This is a genomic window from Ramlibacter sp. AN1015, from assembly GCF_037726105.1.
GTDB lineage: Bacteria > Pseudomonadota > Gammaproteobacteria > Burkholderiales > Burkholderiaceae_C > Ramlibacter.
The window spans coordinates 471111-484437 of sequence record NZ_JBBJUM010000001.1; the positions used below are offsets into that span (position 1 = coordinate 471111).

At 69.3% G+C, this 13327-nt stretch carries 11 protein-coding genes and 1 pseudogene; 6 read left to right on the forward strand and 6 right to left on the reverse strand.

The window, feature by feature from the left end:
* The first annotated feature begins 57 nt into the window (after positions 1–57).
* Positions 58–1281: a type II secretion system inner membrane protein GspF gene (gspF, locus tag WG922_RS02310; RefSeq protein ID WP_340280358.1), complete on the forward strand. Its 1224-nt coding sequence runs from the start codon at positions 58–60 to the stop codon at positions 1279–1281.
* The gene (locus WG922_RS02315; RefSeq protein WP_340280359.1) at positions 1282–2184 is read left to right on the forward strand and encodes a 5'-nucleotidase; all 903 of its coding nucleotides are present in this window, start codon (positions 1282–1284) and stop codon (positions 2182–2184) included. It begins immediately after the preceding gene.
* 144 nt (positions 2185–2328) lie between these two features.
* Here the strand turns inward: WG922_RS02315 and WG922_RS02320 are convergent, their stop codons facing one another.
* Entirely contained in the window at positions 2329–3282 is a 954-nt protein-coding gene (locus WG922_RS02320) for a DMT family transporter (protein ID WP_340280360.1), read from the reverse strand.
* Between the two features lie 532 nt (positions 3283–3814).
* Here WG922_RS02320 and groES point away from each other — a divergent pair.
* Complete coding sequence (gene groES, locus WG922_RS02325) at positions 3815–4108, forward strand: co-chaperone GroES (protein ID WP_340280362.1); 294 nt, start codon at positions 3815–3817, stop codon at positions 4106–4108.
* A gap of 38 nt (positions 4109–4146) precedes the next feature.
* Entirely contained in the window at positions 4147–5793 is a 1647-nt protein-coding gene (gene groL / locus WG922_RS02330; RefSeq protein WP_340280363.1) for a chaperonin GroEL, read from the forward strand.
* A gap of 321 nt (positions 5794–6114) precedes the next feature.
* Here groL and WG922_RS02335 read toward each other — a convergent pair whose 3' ends face one another.
* The 3 genes from WG922_RS02335 to tal all read right to left on the reverse strand — a co-directional run bounded on the left by WG922_RS02335 (position 6115) and on the right by tal (position 9114).
* On the reverse strand, positions 6115–6435 hold the full coding sequence (locus tag WG922_RS02335; protein WP_340280364.1) for a DUF805 domain-containing protein: 321 nt from the start codon (positions 6433–6435) through the stop codon (positions 6115–6117).
* Positions 6436–6581: 146 nt separating this feature from the next.
* Entirely contained in the window at positions 6582–8165 is a 1584-nt protein-coding gene (pgi, locus tag WG922_RS02340) for a glucose-6-phosphate isomerase (RefSeq protein ID WP_340280366.1), read from the reverse strand.
* Position 8166: 1 nt separating this feature from the next.
* Positions 8167–9114: a transaldolase gene (gene tal, locus WG922_RS02345; RefSeq protein WP_340280368.1), complete on the reverse strand. Its 948-nt coding sequence runs from the start codon at positions 9112–9114 to the stop codon at positions 8167–8169.
* Positions 9115–9312: 198 nt separating this feature from the next.
* On the opposite strand from tal, the gene zwf reads away from it, so the two are divergent.
* The gene (zwf, locus tag WG922_RS02350) at positions 9313–10779 is read left to right on the forward strand and encodes a glucose-6-phosphate dehydrogenase (RefSeq protein WP_340280369.1); all 1467 of its coding nucleotides are present in this window, start codon (positions 9313–9315) and stop codon (positions 10777–10779) included.
* Positions 10780–10801: 22 nt separating this feature from the next.
* Positions 10802–11017: pseudogene (locus tag WG922_RS02355) on the forward strand (MurR/RpiR family transcriptional regulator); the annotation flags it as partial.
* A gap of 240 nt (positions 11018–11257) precedes the next feature.
* On the opposite strand, the gene WG922_RS02360 reads toward WG922_RS02355, so the two are convergent.
* The gene (locus WG922_RS02360; protein ID WP_340280494.1) at positions 11258–12283 is read right to left on the reverse strand and encodes an ABC transporter ATP-binding protein; all 1026 of its coding nucleotides are present in this window, start codon (positions 12281–12283) and stop codon (positions 11258–11260) included.
* Positions 12284–12345: 62 nt separating this feature from the next.
* Positions 12346–13323 carry an ABC transporter ATP-binding protein gene (locus tag WG922_RS02365; RefSeq protein WP_340280370.1) on the reverse strand — a complete coding sequence of 326 codons (978 nt, stop codon included), beginning with the start codon at positions 13321–13323 and terminating at the stop codon, positions 12346–12348.
* Positions 13324–13327 lie beyond the last annotated feature (4 nt).

Consider the following 13327-nt stretch of genomic DNA (forward strand, 5'->3'; position numbering starts at 1 on the left):
CGGGACGCCGCAGCGCGTCCGGAAGGGCGCCGCGTGGCGCTCGCCATAATCGGCCCCATGCCCGCCTACTCCTTCGAAGCCCTGGACAGCCAGGGCGCCACCCGCAAAGGCGTGATGGAGGCCGACACCGCCAAGGCCGCGCGCAGCCTGCTGCGCGCGCAAGCGCTGGTGCCCATCCAGGTACAACCGGTGCAGGCCGGCGCCGGCCGCGACGCGGGACTGCTTTCCCGATTGAGCACCCGGCCGGTGTTCACCTCCACGGCCCTCACCATCTGGACCCGCCAGCTTGCCGGACTGGTCAGTTCCGGCCTGACCATCGAGCGCGCCCTCACCGCGCTGGCCGACGAGGCCGAGAACGAGCGCGAGCGCGGCCTGGTGGCGGCGCTGCGCGCCGAGGTCAATGCCGGCTCGCCTTTCGGCAAGGCGCTGGGCCAGCACCCGCGCGAGTTCTCCGACGTGTACGTGGCCGTGGTCGGCGCCGGCGAACAGAGCGGCCAGCTCGGCGGCGTGCTCGACCGCCTGGCCGACGACCTGGAAAACCGCCAGGCGCTCAAGGCCAAGCTGGTCGGCGCCGCACTGTATCCGGCCATCGTCACGCTGGTGGCGATCGTGATCGTGCTGTTCTTGGTGACCTACGTGGTGCCGCAAGTCGCCAACGTGTTCGCGGGCAGCAAGCGCGCCCTTCCCTTCCTGACCTCGGCCATGCTGGCCATCAGCGACGGCGTGCGCAGCTGGGGCTGGCTCGGCGCCGCGCTGCTGCTGGCGGCGTTCGCCGCACTGCGGCTCGCGCTGCGCGATTCGGGCTTCCGTGAACGCTTCGACGCCGGCTGGCTGCGGCTGCCGCTGGTCGGGCGGCTCTCGCGCGGCTACAACGCGGCGCGCTTCGCAAGCACGCTCGCCATGCTGGCCGGCGCCGGCGTTCCCATCCTCAAGGCGCTGCAGGCGGCCGGCGAGACACTGGGCAACCGCGCGATGCGAGCCGATGCCATGGAGGCCCTGGTGCAGGTGCGCGAAGGCGCTCCCCTCGCGTCGGCGCTTGCCCAGAAGAAACGCTTTCCCGGGCTGCTGTCGATGTTCGCGCGGCTGGGCGAGCAGACCGGGCAGCTGCCGGTGATGCTGCAACGCGCCGCCAACCAGCTCGGCGCGGAGGTGCAACGCCGCGCCATGCAGCTCGCGACCATCCTGGAGCCGCTGCTGATCGTGGCCATGGGGCTGGTGGTCATGCTCATCGTGCTGGCCGTACTGATGCCGATCATCCAACTCAACCAGTGGGTGCGCTGAATGGGTGCCACCCTGCAAGACAAGCTGGTGGTCGCGATTTCGTCGCGTGCGCTTTTCGATTTCGAGGAGGAGAACCGGCTCTTCGAAAGCGGCGACCCCGGCTCCTACATGGCGCTGCAGCTGCAGCGCCTGGAGCTGCCGGCCAAGCCCGGTATCGCTTTTTCACTCATCAGAAAACTGCTGGCATTCAACGAGCCACCGCTGCAGCGCGTGGAGGTGGTCATCCTCTCGCGCAACGATCCGGTCTCGGGCATGCGCATCTTCCGCTCGGGGGCGGCCAACCAGATCAAGCTCGAGCGCGGCGTCTTCACCCAGGGGCGACCACCCTTTCGCTACCTGCGTCCGCTGGGCGCACACCTGTTCCTGTCGGCCAACGCCGAGGACGTGCGCGAGGCACTGAACGCCGGCTTCCCGGCGGCGCGGGTGCTCACCGAGTCGGTGCTGGCCGGCACCAACTACCCGGACGAGGTGCGCATCGCCTTCGACGGCGATGCGGTGCTCTTTTCGGACGAGGCCGAGCGCGTTTTCCAGGCCCAGGGCCTGGACGCCTTCCAGCAGCACGAGCTGAGCAAGGCCACGCAGCCGCTGCCCGAGGGCCCTTTCAAACCGCTGCTGGCGGCGCTGCACCGGCTGCAGCAGGCCGGGCGCCCGGCCATGAAGATCCGCACGGCGCTGGTGACGGCCCGCAGCGCACCCGCCCACGAGCGGGCCATTCGCACGCTGATGAACTGGAACATCCACGTCGATGAAGCGATGTTCCTCGGCGGCCTTCCGAAAGGCGAGTTCCTGCGGGAGTTCGAGCCGGACTTCTTCTTCGACGACCAGACCGGCCATGTCGATCACGCCGCGCGGCACGTGCCGGCCGGCCACGTAGCGGCGGGCGTGGCCAACCTGCGGGGCTGAGGGTCGGGCGGACGCCCGGTGAAGGCCTGGTGGGTTCCGGGGCGCCCGGCACCCGCCGTGCCCGCCGGGCGCCGCGACCGGGCCGTGCCGATCGATCCGATTCGCGTCCGGTGTCCGGCCGCGGCACAGCGAACTCCGGCAGGCTCAGCGCCGGCCACCGGTGCCGCGCGTCTCGCGTCGTGCGATCCACACCGTGGACGCGCAGATGACGGCGCCTCCGACCACCGTCCACCGGCTGGGGATCGTGCCGAACACCGCCCAGCCCAGCAGCGCCGCCCACACCAGTTCCAGAAACTTCACCGACTGCGTCGCCGAGATGTCCGTGGCCGCGAAAGCGCGCGCCAGGCAGTAGTGGCCCGTGCTGCCGAGCACGCCGCCGAAAGCGAACAGCAGCCACTGCCCGAGGCTCGGCCAGCGCCACTCCAGCAGGGCCATCGGCAGGCTGAGCACGGCCACGGTGATCGACTGCCAGGCCACGATCACCGTGGGCCGCTCGTAGCGCGTCTGCGCCTTGGTGATGAGGAACGAGGCCGCAAAGAGCGGGGACGAGGACAGCAGCACCAGCAGCCAGATGCCGCCCTGCCCGGTGAGCTGCGGGCCGACGACCAGCAGCACGCCGAGCAGCCCGACCAGCGCCGCCGCCCAGCGCGCCGCCCGCATCGGCTCGCCCAGGAACAGGGCAGCGCCGAGCATGATGAAGATCGGCCCGGTAAAGCCGATGGCGGTGATGTCGGCGAGGGTGATGTGCGGGATGGACAGGAACCACAGGCTCAGCCCGGTGGTGTGCACCAGGCCGCGGGTGAACTGGCCGCGCACGCTGTGCGGCCGCAAGGACGCCAACCGCGAGCGCAGCACCAGCGGGGCCATCACCACCACTCCCATCAGGTAGCGCAGGAACTGGGCCTGAAACGGCTCGATCTGCTGCGCCAGCCCCCGCATCGTGGCGTTCAGACTGGTGAACATCAGTCCTGCCAGCACCGCCCACAGCAACCCGCGCACCGCCGGGTCGAGTCGGGCGGCACGCCAGCGCAGCACGACGCCGTGGCGCATCCAGCGCGGGCGCCTGCGCAGGCCGGAAGCGGATGGGGCAGACGGCATGCGGCGACTATAGGCCGACCCGGCCGGCCCGCTCCGGCCGCGTCGGCGCGGGGCCGGACGGCCGCTTTCCGGGTGCGGCGGGCTCGCTTCGCCAAGACGCGACGCAAGAAAGAAACCGCGTGTGGATGAGCTCATCGCCGCCTGCACTGCGATAAGCTCCGCGCCTCCGTATCGGGGCTGGTCCGGGCCTGGTCGTCACTGCCCGAGCGCATCGGGCGTTCCTGGCCCCGCCAGTGCGGGGCACGAAGACCCTGTTGCCCCACCTCCTGAGAACCCATGGACGAGCGCCGGCTTGCCTGACGCGGCCGCGCCATCTGCCGGAACTCGGGGTGCAGCGGAGGCGGCGACGGCGCCTCCGCGACCGAGCCGCCACGCGCCTGGCGCGCGGTCGGGGACTTGAAACGCCGGCAAATGCCCCTATCATTAGCACTCGCTGAGGCCGAGTGCTAACACCGCCTCAGGGTTTACAGAAAAGCGCCAGGCATGGCGCTTTTCGGTGTCTTTCCCCTGTACTTGAAGACAAGGAGCTCCAATGAAACTTCGTCCCCTGCACGATCGCGTGATCGTCAAGCGCCTCGAGAACGAAACCAAGACCGCTTCGGGCATCGTGATCCCCGAGACCGCAGCCGAGAAGCCTGACCAGGGTGAAGTCGTGGCCATCGGCCCGGGCCGCAAGAACGACAAGGGCGAGGTGATGGCCCTGAACGTGAAGGTCGGCGACCGCGTGCTGTTCGGCAAGTACAGCGGCCAGACCGTCAAGGTCGAAGGCGACGAACTGCTGGTCATGAAGGAAGACGACCTGTTCGCGGTCGTCGAAATGAAGTAATCCAGCCCCCGATCAACTGAATTTCCGGAGTCATCAACATGGCAGCAAAAGACGTGATTTTTGGCGGTGACGCCCGCGCCCGCATGGTCGAAGGCGTGAACATCCTGGCCGACGCCGTCGGCGTCACCCTGGGCCCCAAGGGCCGCAACGTGGTGCTCGAGCGCTCCTTCGGCGCCCCCACCGTGACCAAGGACGGCGTGTCCGTGGCCAAGGAAATCGAGCTGGAAGACAAGCTCCAGAACATGGGCGCCCAGATGGTCAAGGAAGTCGCTTCCAAGACCAGCGACAACGCGGGTGACGGCACCACCACCGCCACCGTGCTGGCCCAGTCCATCGTGCGCGAAGGCATGAAGTACGTCGCCGCCGGCATGAACCCCATGGACCTCAAGCGCGGCATCGACAAGGCGGTCGAAGTGCTGGTGAACCAGCTCAAGGCCGCGTCCAAGCCCACCACCACCTCCAAGGAAATCGCGCAGGTCGGCTCCATCTCGGCCAACAGCGACGAATCCATCGGCAAGATCATTGCCGATGCCATGGACAAGGTCGGCAAGGAAGGCGTCATCACCGTCGAAGACGGCAAGAGCCTGAGCAACGAGCTGGACGTCGTCGAAGGCATGCAGTTCGACCGCGGCTACCTGTCGCCCTACTTCATCAACAACCCCGAAAAGCAGTCGGCGGTTCTCGAGAACCCCTTCGTGCTGCTGTTCGACAAGAAGATCAGCAACATCCGCGACCTGCTGCCCACGCTGGAGCAGGTGGCCAAGGCCGGCCGTCCGCTGCTGATCATCGCCGAGGAAGTCGAGGGCGAGGCCCTGGCGACCCTGGTGGTCAACACCATCCGCGGCATCCTGAAGGTCGTGGCCGTCAAGGCCCCGGGCTTCGGCGACCGTCGCAAGGCCATGCTGGAAGACATCGCCATCCTCACCGGCGGCAAGGTCATCGCTGAAGAAGTGGGCCTGACGCTGGAGAAGGTGACGCTGGCCGACCTGGGCCAGGCCAAGCGCATCGAAGTGGGCAAGGAAAACACCACCATCATCGACGGCGCCGGCGCTGCGGGCGACATCGAGGCGCGCGTCAAGCAGGTTCGCGTCCAGATCGAGGAAGCCACCTCCGACTACGACCGCGAGAAGCTGCAGGAGCGCGTGGCCAAGCTGGCTGGCGGCGTGGCCGTCATCAAGGTCGGTGCCGCCACCGAAGTCGAGATGAAGGAAAAGAAGGCCCGCGTCGAAGACGCGCTGCACGCCACCCGCGCTGCCGTGGAAGAAGGCATCGTCGCCGGCGGTGGCGTGGCCCTGCTGCGTGCCCGCCAGGGCGTGGGCGACCTCAAGGGTGACAACCCCGACCAGGACGCCGGCATCAAGCTGGTGCTCAAGGCCGTCGAGGCGCCCCTGCGCAAGATCGTCGCCAACGCCGGTGGCGAGCCGAGCGTGGTGATCAACGCCGTGCTGGGTGGCAAGGGCAACTACGGCTTCAACGCCGCCAACGACACCTACGGCGACATGATCGAGATGGGCATTCTGGATCCGACCAAGGTGACCCGCACGGCGCTGCAGAACGCCGCGTCGGTGGCCTCGCTGATGCTGACCACCGAAGCCATGATCGCCGAGGCGCCGAAGAAGGATGCCCCGGCCATGCCGGGCGGCGGCATGGGTGGCATGGGTGGCATGGGCGGCATGGACATGTAAGTCCACGGCTCTCGCGAGGCACGCCGTGCCTCGCGGGCTCCGCGCCGCAAGCGCACGAAAGAAAAGGCCGGGAGCGATCCCGGCCTTTTTTCGTTCTGGGCCTGCCGCGCTTCTGGCACACGCGTCCGGCGTGGACGGCCGCCGGACGCCTGAAGGCGCTGACCGTCCGCTCACTCGGTGCTGCGTGCTGCGTGCTCGGAACTCTCAGCGCGGCGCGCTGGGTTCCGTGTCCCATGCCGGATTCGGATGCCCGGTACCTGGGCCGTGCGCCCGGTACTCGCACGGCGCCTCGTGCCTATGGAGCATGAGGCGCCGCCGTGGTCAGCCGAAGCGGTTCGGCCCCGGCTGCGAGGGCTGCACGTACCAGTACAACACCACGATCCAGCCGACCAGCGGCACCATCCCGACGAGCTGCCACCAGCCGCTGCGGTCGATGTCGTGCAGGCGCCGTGCGGTCACCGCAATCGCCGGCAGCAGCAGCAGCACGGTCACCACCAGGTTGATGCGCTCACCGAACACAGCGGCCACCATGCTCGCCAAAGTGGCGAAGAGCATGAACCACCAGAACTCGGGCCGGCCGGCGCGCCCCCGGAAAGTGGCGTAGTTGCGCAGGCAGGTTCGGACGGCATCGAAGAATTGCATGGGCGGCAGGGCAGCAGGTGGTCGCGCAAGGACCACGATCATAGTCACGGATGGGGAGCGGCCCGCCAGACCCCGGGGCGGGCGAATGCCCGAACGCATCGCGCTCGCGCACGTCGTGCACGGCGCCCCAGTCAAGCCGCTCCCACTCAGCCGTGCAGCCGCCGCACCAGCATCGCCGTCGAAGCGTCCAGCCCCTCCGTGTCGCCGCTCTCCAGGCGCGGCGCGAGGTCCTTGGCGAGCACCTTGCCCAGTTCCACGCCCCATTGATCGAAGCTGTTGATGCCCCACAGCGCGCCGCTGCAGAAGACGCGGTGCTCCTGCAGCGCCACCAGCGCGCCCAGGCTGGCGGGGTCGAGCCGCTCCAGCAGCAGCATGGTGCTGGGCCGGTTGCCGGTGAAATGCCGGTGGCCGCCCGCGTCTTCCTTGCCGAGCATCAGGGCCTGCGCCTGGGCCAGCACGTTTGCAAGCAGTTGGACGTGATGGCCAGGCAACGCATGCGCCGCGTCGCGCACGGCAATGAACTCCACCGGCACCACGTCGGTTCCCTGGTGCAGCATCTGGAAGTAGGCGTGCTGGCCGTTGGTGCCCGGCTCCCCCCAGAGCACCGGGCTGGTCGCAAAGGGCAGCGGCTCGCCGCGACGATCGACGCGCTTGCCGTTGCTTTCCATCTCCAGCTGCTGCAGGTAGGCCGGCAGGCGGCGCAGACCGCTGTGATAGGGCGCGATGCTGCGGCTCGAAAAGCCGTGGAAGTTGCGATACCAGATATCGAGGAGGGCCAGTTGCACCGGCAGGTTGCGCTCGAGCGGGGTGGTGGCGAAATGCGCGTCCATTGCGTGCGCTCCGGCCAGCAGCGCACGAAAGTTGTCTGCGCCCACGGCGATGGCTATGGGCAGGCCGATGGCCGACCACATCGAGTAGCGCCCGCCCACCCAGTCCCAGAAGCCGAAGGTGGTGTCGATGCCGAAGGCGCGCGCCGCCTCCACGTTGGTGGTGAGCGCGGCGAAGTGCCGCGCCACGTCGCGCCCGCCCTGCGCCGAGAACCACTCGCGCGCGGAACGCGCGTTGGTCATGGTTTCGATGGTGGTGAAGGTCTTGGAGGCCACCAGGAAGAGCGTGCTTTCGGGTCGCACTCCGCGCAGCACCGCGTCGAGTTCGTGTCCGTCCACGTTGGAGACGAAGTGCAGGCGCCGGCGCTGCGGCTGCGCGCAGGTGTCCAGGGCCAGCACCGCCATCTGCGGCCCGAGGTCGGAGCCCCCGATGCCGATGTTGACGATGTCGGTGATCGCCTCGTCGGCGCGCACCCGCTCGGCGAACGCCAGCATGGCGTCCAGCGTGGCATGCACCTCGGCCAACTCGGCGCCCAGGCGATCGAGGCCGGAGGGGCGCCACGCCGCTGACACCGGGGGAACGCGCAGCAGCCAGTGCATGACCTGGCGCTGCTCGGTGAGATTCAGGGCCTCGCCCCCGAACAGGGCGTCGCGCTGCGCAGGCAGGCCGCATTCACGCGCCAGCTCGACGAGCAGGTCCCGTGTCTCGCGGTCCAGCAGGTTCTTCGACAGGTCCGCGAACACGTGCGGCGCTTCGATGGCGAAGTGCGTCGCGCGGTCCGGATCGAGCGCAAAGGCCTGGCGCAGATCGAAGCTGCGCCCCGCCTCGCTCCAGCGCTGCTGCAGGATGGGCCAGACCGCACTGCGGTCACAGCGCGTGAATGCGTCGGGGTCGAGCGCCATGTCAGAGCGCCTTCATCAGCTGCTCGAGCTTGACGGCGTCGGCGGCGAAGGCGCGGATGCCTTCGGCCAGCTTCTCGGTGGCCATTGCGTCCGCATTGAGCGCGTAGCGGAAGCCGGGCTCGTCGTACTGCACCGGCTCCAGCGCCAGGCGGGCTGCGCTGTCGGGGTCGAGGGCGCGCTGCACCGGCGCGTCGCTGCCAGCGAGTTCGGCCAGGAGGTCGGGGCTGATGGTGAGCAGGTCGCAGCCGGCCAGCGCGAGGATCTGGCCGGTGTTGCGAAAGCTCGCTCCCATCACTTCGGTGGCGATGCCGAAGTGCTTGTAGTAGTGATAGATCTCGCGCACGGAGCGCACACCCGGGTCGTTGGCGCCGGCACTCGCCGCCTCGTCCCAGGCGCCGCCTGCAGACTTCTTGTACCAGTCGTAGATGCGGCCGACAAAGGGCGAGATGAGCTGCACCCGCGCCTGTCCGCAGGCCACGGCCTGGCAGAACGAGAACAGCAGGGTGAGGTTGGTGCGGATGCCCTCGCGCTGCAGCTCGGCGGCAGCCTGGATGCCCTCCCAGGTCGAGGCGATCTTCACCAGCACGCGCTCGGGCTGCACGCCCTCGGCCTGGTACAGCTGCATGAGCCGCCGCGCGCGCGCGATGGTGGCGCCCGCGTCGAAGCTCAGGCGGGCATCGACCTCGGTCGAGACGCGGCCGGGGATGATGCCCAGGATCTCGGTGCCGAAGCGCACGAGCAGCCGGTCCATGACCTCATCGAGCGGCTTTGCGCGGTAACGCTCCACCGTCTGCTGCAGCAGCGGTGCGTACTCGGCCTTCTGCACGGCCTTGAGGATGAGGGAAGGATTGGTGGTGGCGTCGCGGGGCTGGAATTGCGCCAACTGCCGGAAGTCGCCGGTGTCGGCCACCACGGTGGTGAACTGCTTGAGCGCATCGAGTTGGTTCATGCGGCCATTATCGGGCGCACCCGCAGCGCGCGGGGCCGTCGCAGCCGCTGCGGCCCCGCGCGCTGCGGGCAGATACGGCCTGTTCCCACACGCGCGGCGAGGCTTGCGCGGTACGCTGCGCGCGGCCGCCACGCCGTGCGAACGCCGCTACAGTGAGCCCTCGACCACCTACCTCCGCTTCCCCACAAGGACCCCTGCATGAGCTTCGATCTCGTCCTCTTCGGCGGCACCGGCGACCTGGCCTGGCGCAAGCTCATGCCGGCGCTGTTCCAGGCCTTCCGCCACGGCAGCTTGCCGCCGCAAGGACGCATCGTCGGCGTGGCGCGAGACGACCTGAGCGACGAGCAGTACCGCAGCCTGATCCGCAGCCGCTTCGACCAGGTCGAGCTGGCCAAACGCCCGAGCGCGGAGGAGTTCGATCGGTTTGCGGCCCTGCTGCATTTCCTGCGCATGGACCTGTCGCGCCCGCAGGACTACGACCGGCTCGCGCAGACGCTGCGCGCGCGCGGCGCCGACACGGTGGTCATGTACCTGGCCACCGCGCCAGCCCTGTTCACCGGGGTGTGCGAGCAGCTCGCCGCGGCCGGCCTGAACACGCCCAACACGCGGCTGGTGCTGGAGAAGCCGCTGGGGCACGACCTGGCCTCCAACCGCGCGATCAACGAGGCGGTGCGCCGCGTGCTGCAGGAAAAGCAGATCTTTCGCATCGACCACTACCTGGGCAAGCCTTCGGTGCAGAACCTGTTCGCGCTGCGTTTCGGCAACGCGCTGTTCGAGCCGCTGTGGCGTCGCGAGACCATCGCCAACATCCAGATCACCATCGCCGAAGACCTGGGCGTCGAGAAGCGCGGCGCCTTCTACGACAGCACCGGTGCGCTGCGCGACATGGTGCAGAACCACGCCCTGCAGCTGCTGTGCGCCCTGGCGATGGAGCCGCCGATCAACGCGCATGCCGATGCGATCCGCGACGAGAAGCTCAAGGTGCTGCGCTCGCTCACGCCCTGGACCGTGCAGTCGCTGGGCCAGCATGCGATCCGGGGGCAGTACACCGCCGGCCGGGTGGGCGGCCAGCAGGTTCCCGGGTACCGCGAGGAGCCCGGCGTGGCCCCCGACAGCCAGACCGAGACCTTCGTCGCGCTGCGCTGCGAGATCGCCAACTGGCGCTGGGCGGGCGTGCCGTTCTACATCCGCACGGGCAAGCGGCTGGCCGCGCGCGACGCCCACATCGTGGTGAACTTCCGTGCCGCGCCGCACGCCATCTTCGACGTACCCATGGGCGCGGTGAACAGGCTGGTGATCAACCTGCAGCCGCGCGACGGGCTGGAGCTGCACCTGCTGGCGCAGTCGCAGGACAGCCGCCATGCGGCGCGTGCCGGGTCTCCGATGCTCACGCCCGTGCACCTCAACCTCGATTTCACGCAGCGTTTCGGCGCCGAGCGCGTGGGCGCCTACGAGCGCCTGCTGCTGGACGTGATCGACGGCCGCCTCAACTTGTTCGTGCGTAGCGACGAACAGGAGGAGGCCTGGCGCTGGGTGGAGCCCCTGCTGGACTTCTGGCGCCACGAACGCAACGGTCCCCGCCCCTATGCCGCGGGCAGCTGGGGGCCCAGCGCCTCGAGCGCGATGATCGCGCGCGATGGGTTCTGTTGGAGCGAGGAGTGTTGAAGCTCGCACCATGTCGCAGCCGATGCTCGATCGCGTACGCAACGCACTCCCGCAGCTCGCCCCCGCGGAGCAGCGCGTGGCCCGGCTGCTGCTCGACGATCCGGTCGCCTTCGCCCGCTTGCCGGTGAGCGCCCTCGCCGCCAGAGCAAAGGTGAGCACGCCGACCGTGGTGCGTTGTTGCCGCAGCCTGGGATATGACGGGTTGACGGACCTGAAGGAACGTTTGGCCGCGGAGCTCCGCCCCACACGCTGAGCACCCCCGGAGGGACTCGCGCGCCCGCGCGCGGGATCCACCGGACGGCGGCGCCACGAATGCGCTGCATATCGAGCGGTCAGCCGTGCATTGCATCGAGACCGGACAAGACACCGTTCGCAGCATCGGCCCGCACCTCGCGAAGAACGGGTCCATGTCCCTGGCGCACTTGATGCGCACCTTTCGTCCGCTCATCACGCAAACCGACGCTGCAAGCAGCGCCGGTCAGATCCGCCCTTCTTCTACCGCATGGCAGGCCACGCGCACGCCGCGCAGGTGCAACAAGGCGGGTCGCTCGGCGCGGCAACGCTCGTTGGCATGCGGACAGCGCGGGTTGAAAGCGCAGCCGGGCGGGGGGTTCAGCGGGTTGGGCACTTCGCCCTGCACCGGCGTGCGGTCCTTGCCGGTGTCGTGCATCTTCGGGATGGCGTCCAGCAGCATGCGCGTGTAGGGATGCTGCGGGTCCGAGAAAAGGCGCTGCTTGTCGGCCACCTCGACCAGGCGACCGAGGTACATCACGCCGACCTGGTCGCTCACGTGGCGCACCACGGCGAGGTTGTGCGAGATGAAGAGGTAGGTGAGGCCGTGCTCGCGCTGCAGGTCCTTCATGATGTTGAGGACCTGCGCCTGCACGGACACGTCGAGCGCCGAGGTGGGCTCGTCGCACACCAGGAACTCGGGTTGCGTGGCGAGGGCCCGCGCGATCGAGATGCGCTGGCGCTGGCCGCCGGAGAACTGGTGCGGGTACTTGACCATGTCCAGCGGCGACAGGCCGACCGAGCGCAGCAGCTCGCCCACCCGTCCGCGCCGCTCGGCGCGGTCGCTCACCAGGTCGTGTTCGCGCAGCGGCTCGCCGACGATGTCCTCGACGATCCAGCGCGGGTTGAGGCTGGCATACGGGTCCTGGAAGATCATCTGGATGCGCCGGCGCAGCTGGCGGCCCTTGGCGGTGCGGAAGGCCGCGTGCGCGTCCTGGCCATCGAAGGTGAGGCCGCCGCGGGTCGGCTCGTACAGGCCCACCAGCAGGCGCGCCACGGTGCTCTTGCCGCAGCCGGATTCGCCCACCAGGGCGAGCGTCTTGCCGCGTTCGATGTCGAAGCTCACGCCATCGACGGCGTGCAGCAGCTGGCGCGGCCGGCGCTCGATGACGCGGTTGAGCCAGGGTGCCGAGACGTCGAAGGTCTTGGCGAGATCGCGCGCCTGCACCAGGGGCGCGGCGACGGCGGGCGCCTCGGCGGCGGCTTCGGACATGCCGGGCGCGGCAGCCTGGTCTCCGCGGGGCCGCGGCAGGTCGATGGCGGCGGTGGGTGTGGTCATGCGGGAACCCCGGCGTGGGCATCGTGGAGCCAGCAGGCGGCGCGGGTGGCGCCCGCCGGCAGAAGGTCGGGCCGCTCCTGGGTGCAGCGGTCGAAGGCGCGTGGGCAGCGCGGGTGGTAGGCACAGCCGCGCGGTATGGCATTGAGCCGCGGCATGGCGCCGTCGATCTGGTGCAGCCGCTCGCGATCTACCGTGATGTCGGGAATGGCGGCCATCAGCCCGGCGGTGTAGGGGTGGGCCGGCTCGTTGATGACCTGGTGGACGGGGCCGATCTCCGCGATGCGGCCGGCGTACATGACGGCCACGCGGTCGCAGGTTTCGGCGATCACGCCCATGTCGTGCGTGATCAGCATGACGGCGGCGCCGCGCTCGCGGCAGATGCGCTTGAGCAGCTGGATGATCTGCGCCTGGATGGAGACGTCCAGCGCGGTGGTGGGCTCATCGGCGACGATGAGCTTGGGCTCGGCGGCCAGCGCCAGCGCGATGACGACGCGTTGGCGCATGCCGCCCGAGAACTGGTGCGGGTAGTGGTCGATGCGCTCGGCGGCGGCAGGAATGCCGGTGTCCTCGAGCAGGCTGATGGCGCGCCGGCGCGCCTCCGCCCCATCGACCGGCAGGTGCGCCTGGATGGTCTCCATCAGTTGCCGCCCCACGGTGTAGAGCGGGTTCAGCGAGGTCAGCGGATCCTGGAAGATCGCGCCGATCTTGCGGCCGCGGATGTGGCGCATGCGGTGCGCAGGCAGCGAGTCGATGCGCTCGCCTTCGAGCAGCACCTGTCCGGAGGCGATGCGCCCGGGTGGCTCGAGCAGTCCGATGATGGCGGCGCCCGTGAGCGACTTGCCGGCGCCGGATTCGCCGACCACGCCGAGCACCTCGCCGGGCGCGATATCGAAGGAGATGTCGTCGAGGGCGCGCAGCGTGCCGCGCCGGTGGGGAAATTCGACGACCAGGTTCTTGACTTGGAGCAGGCTCATCGCA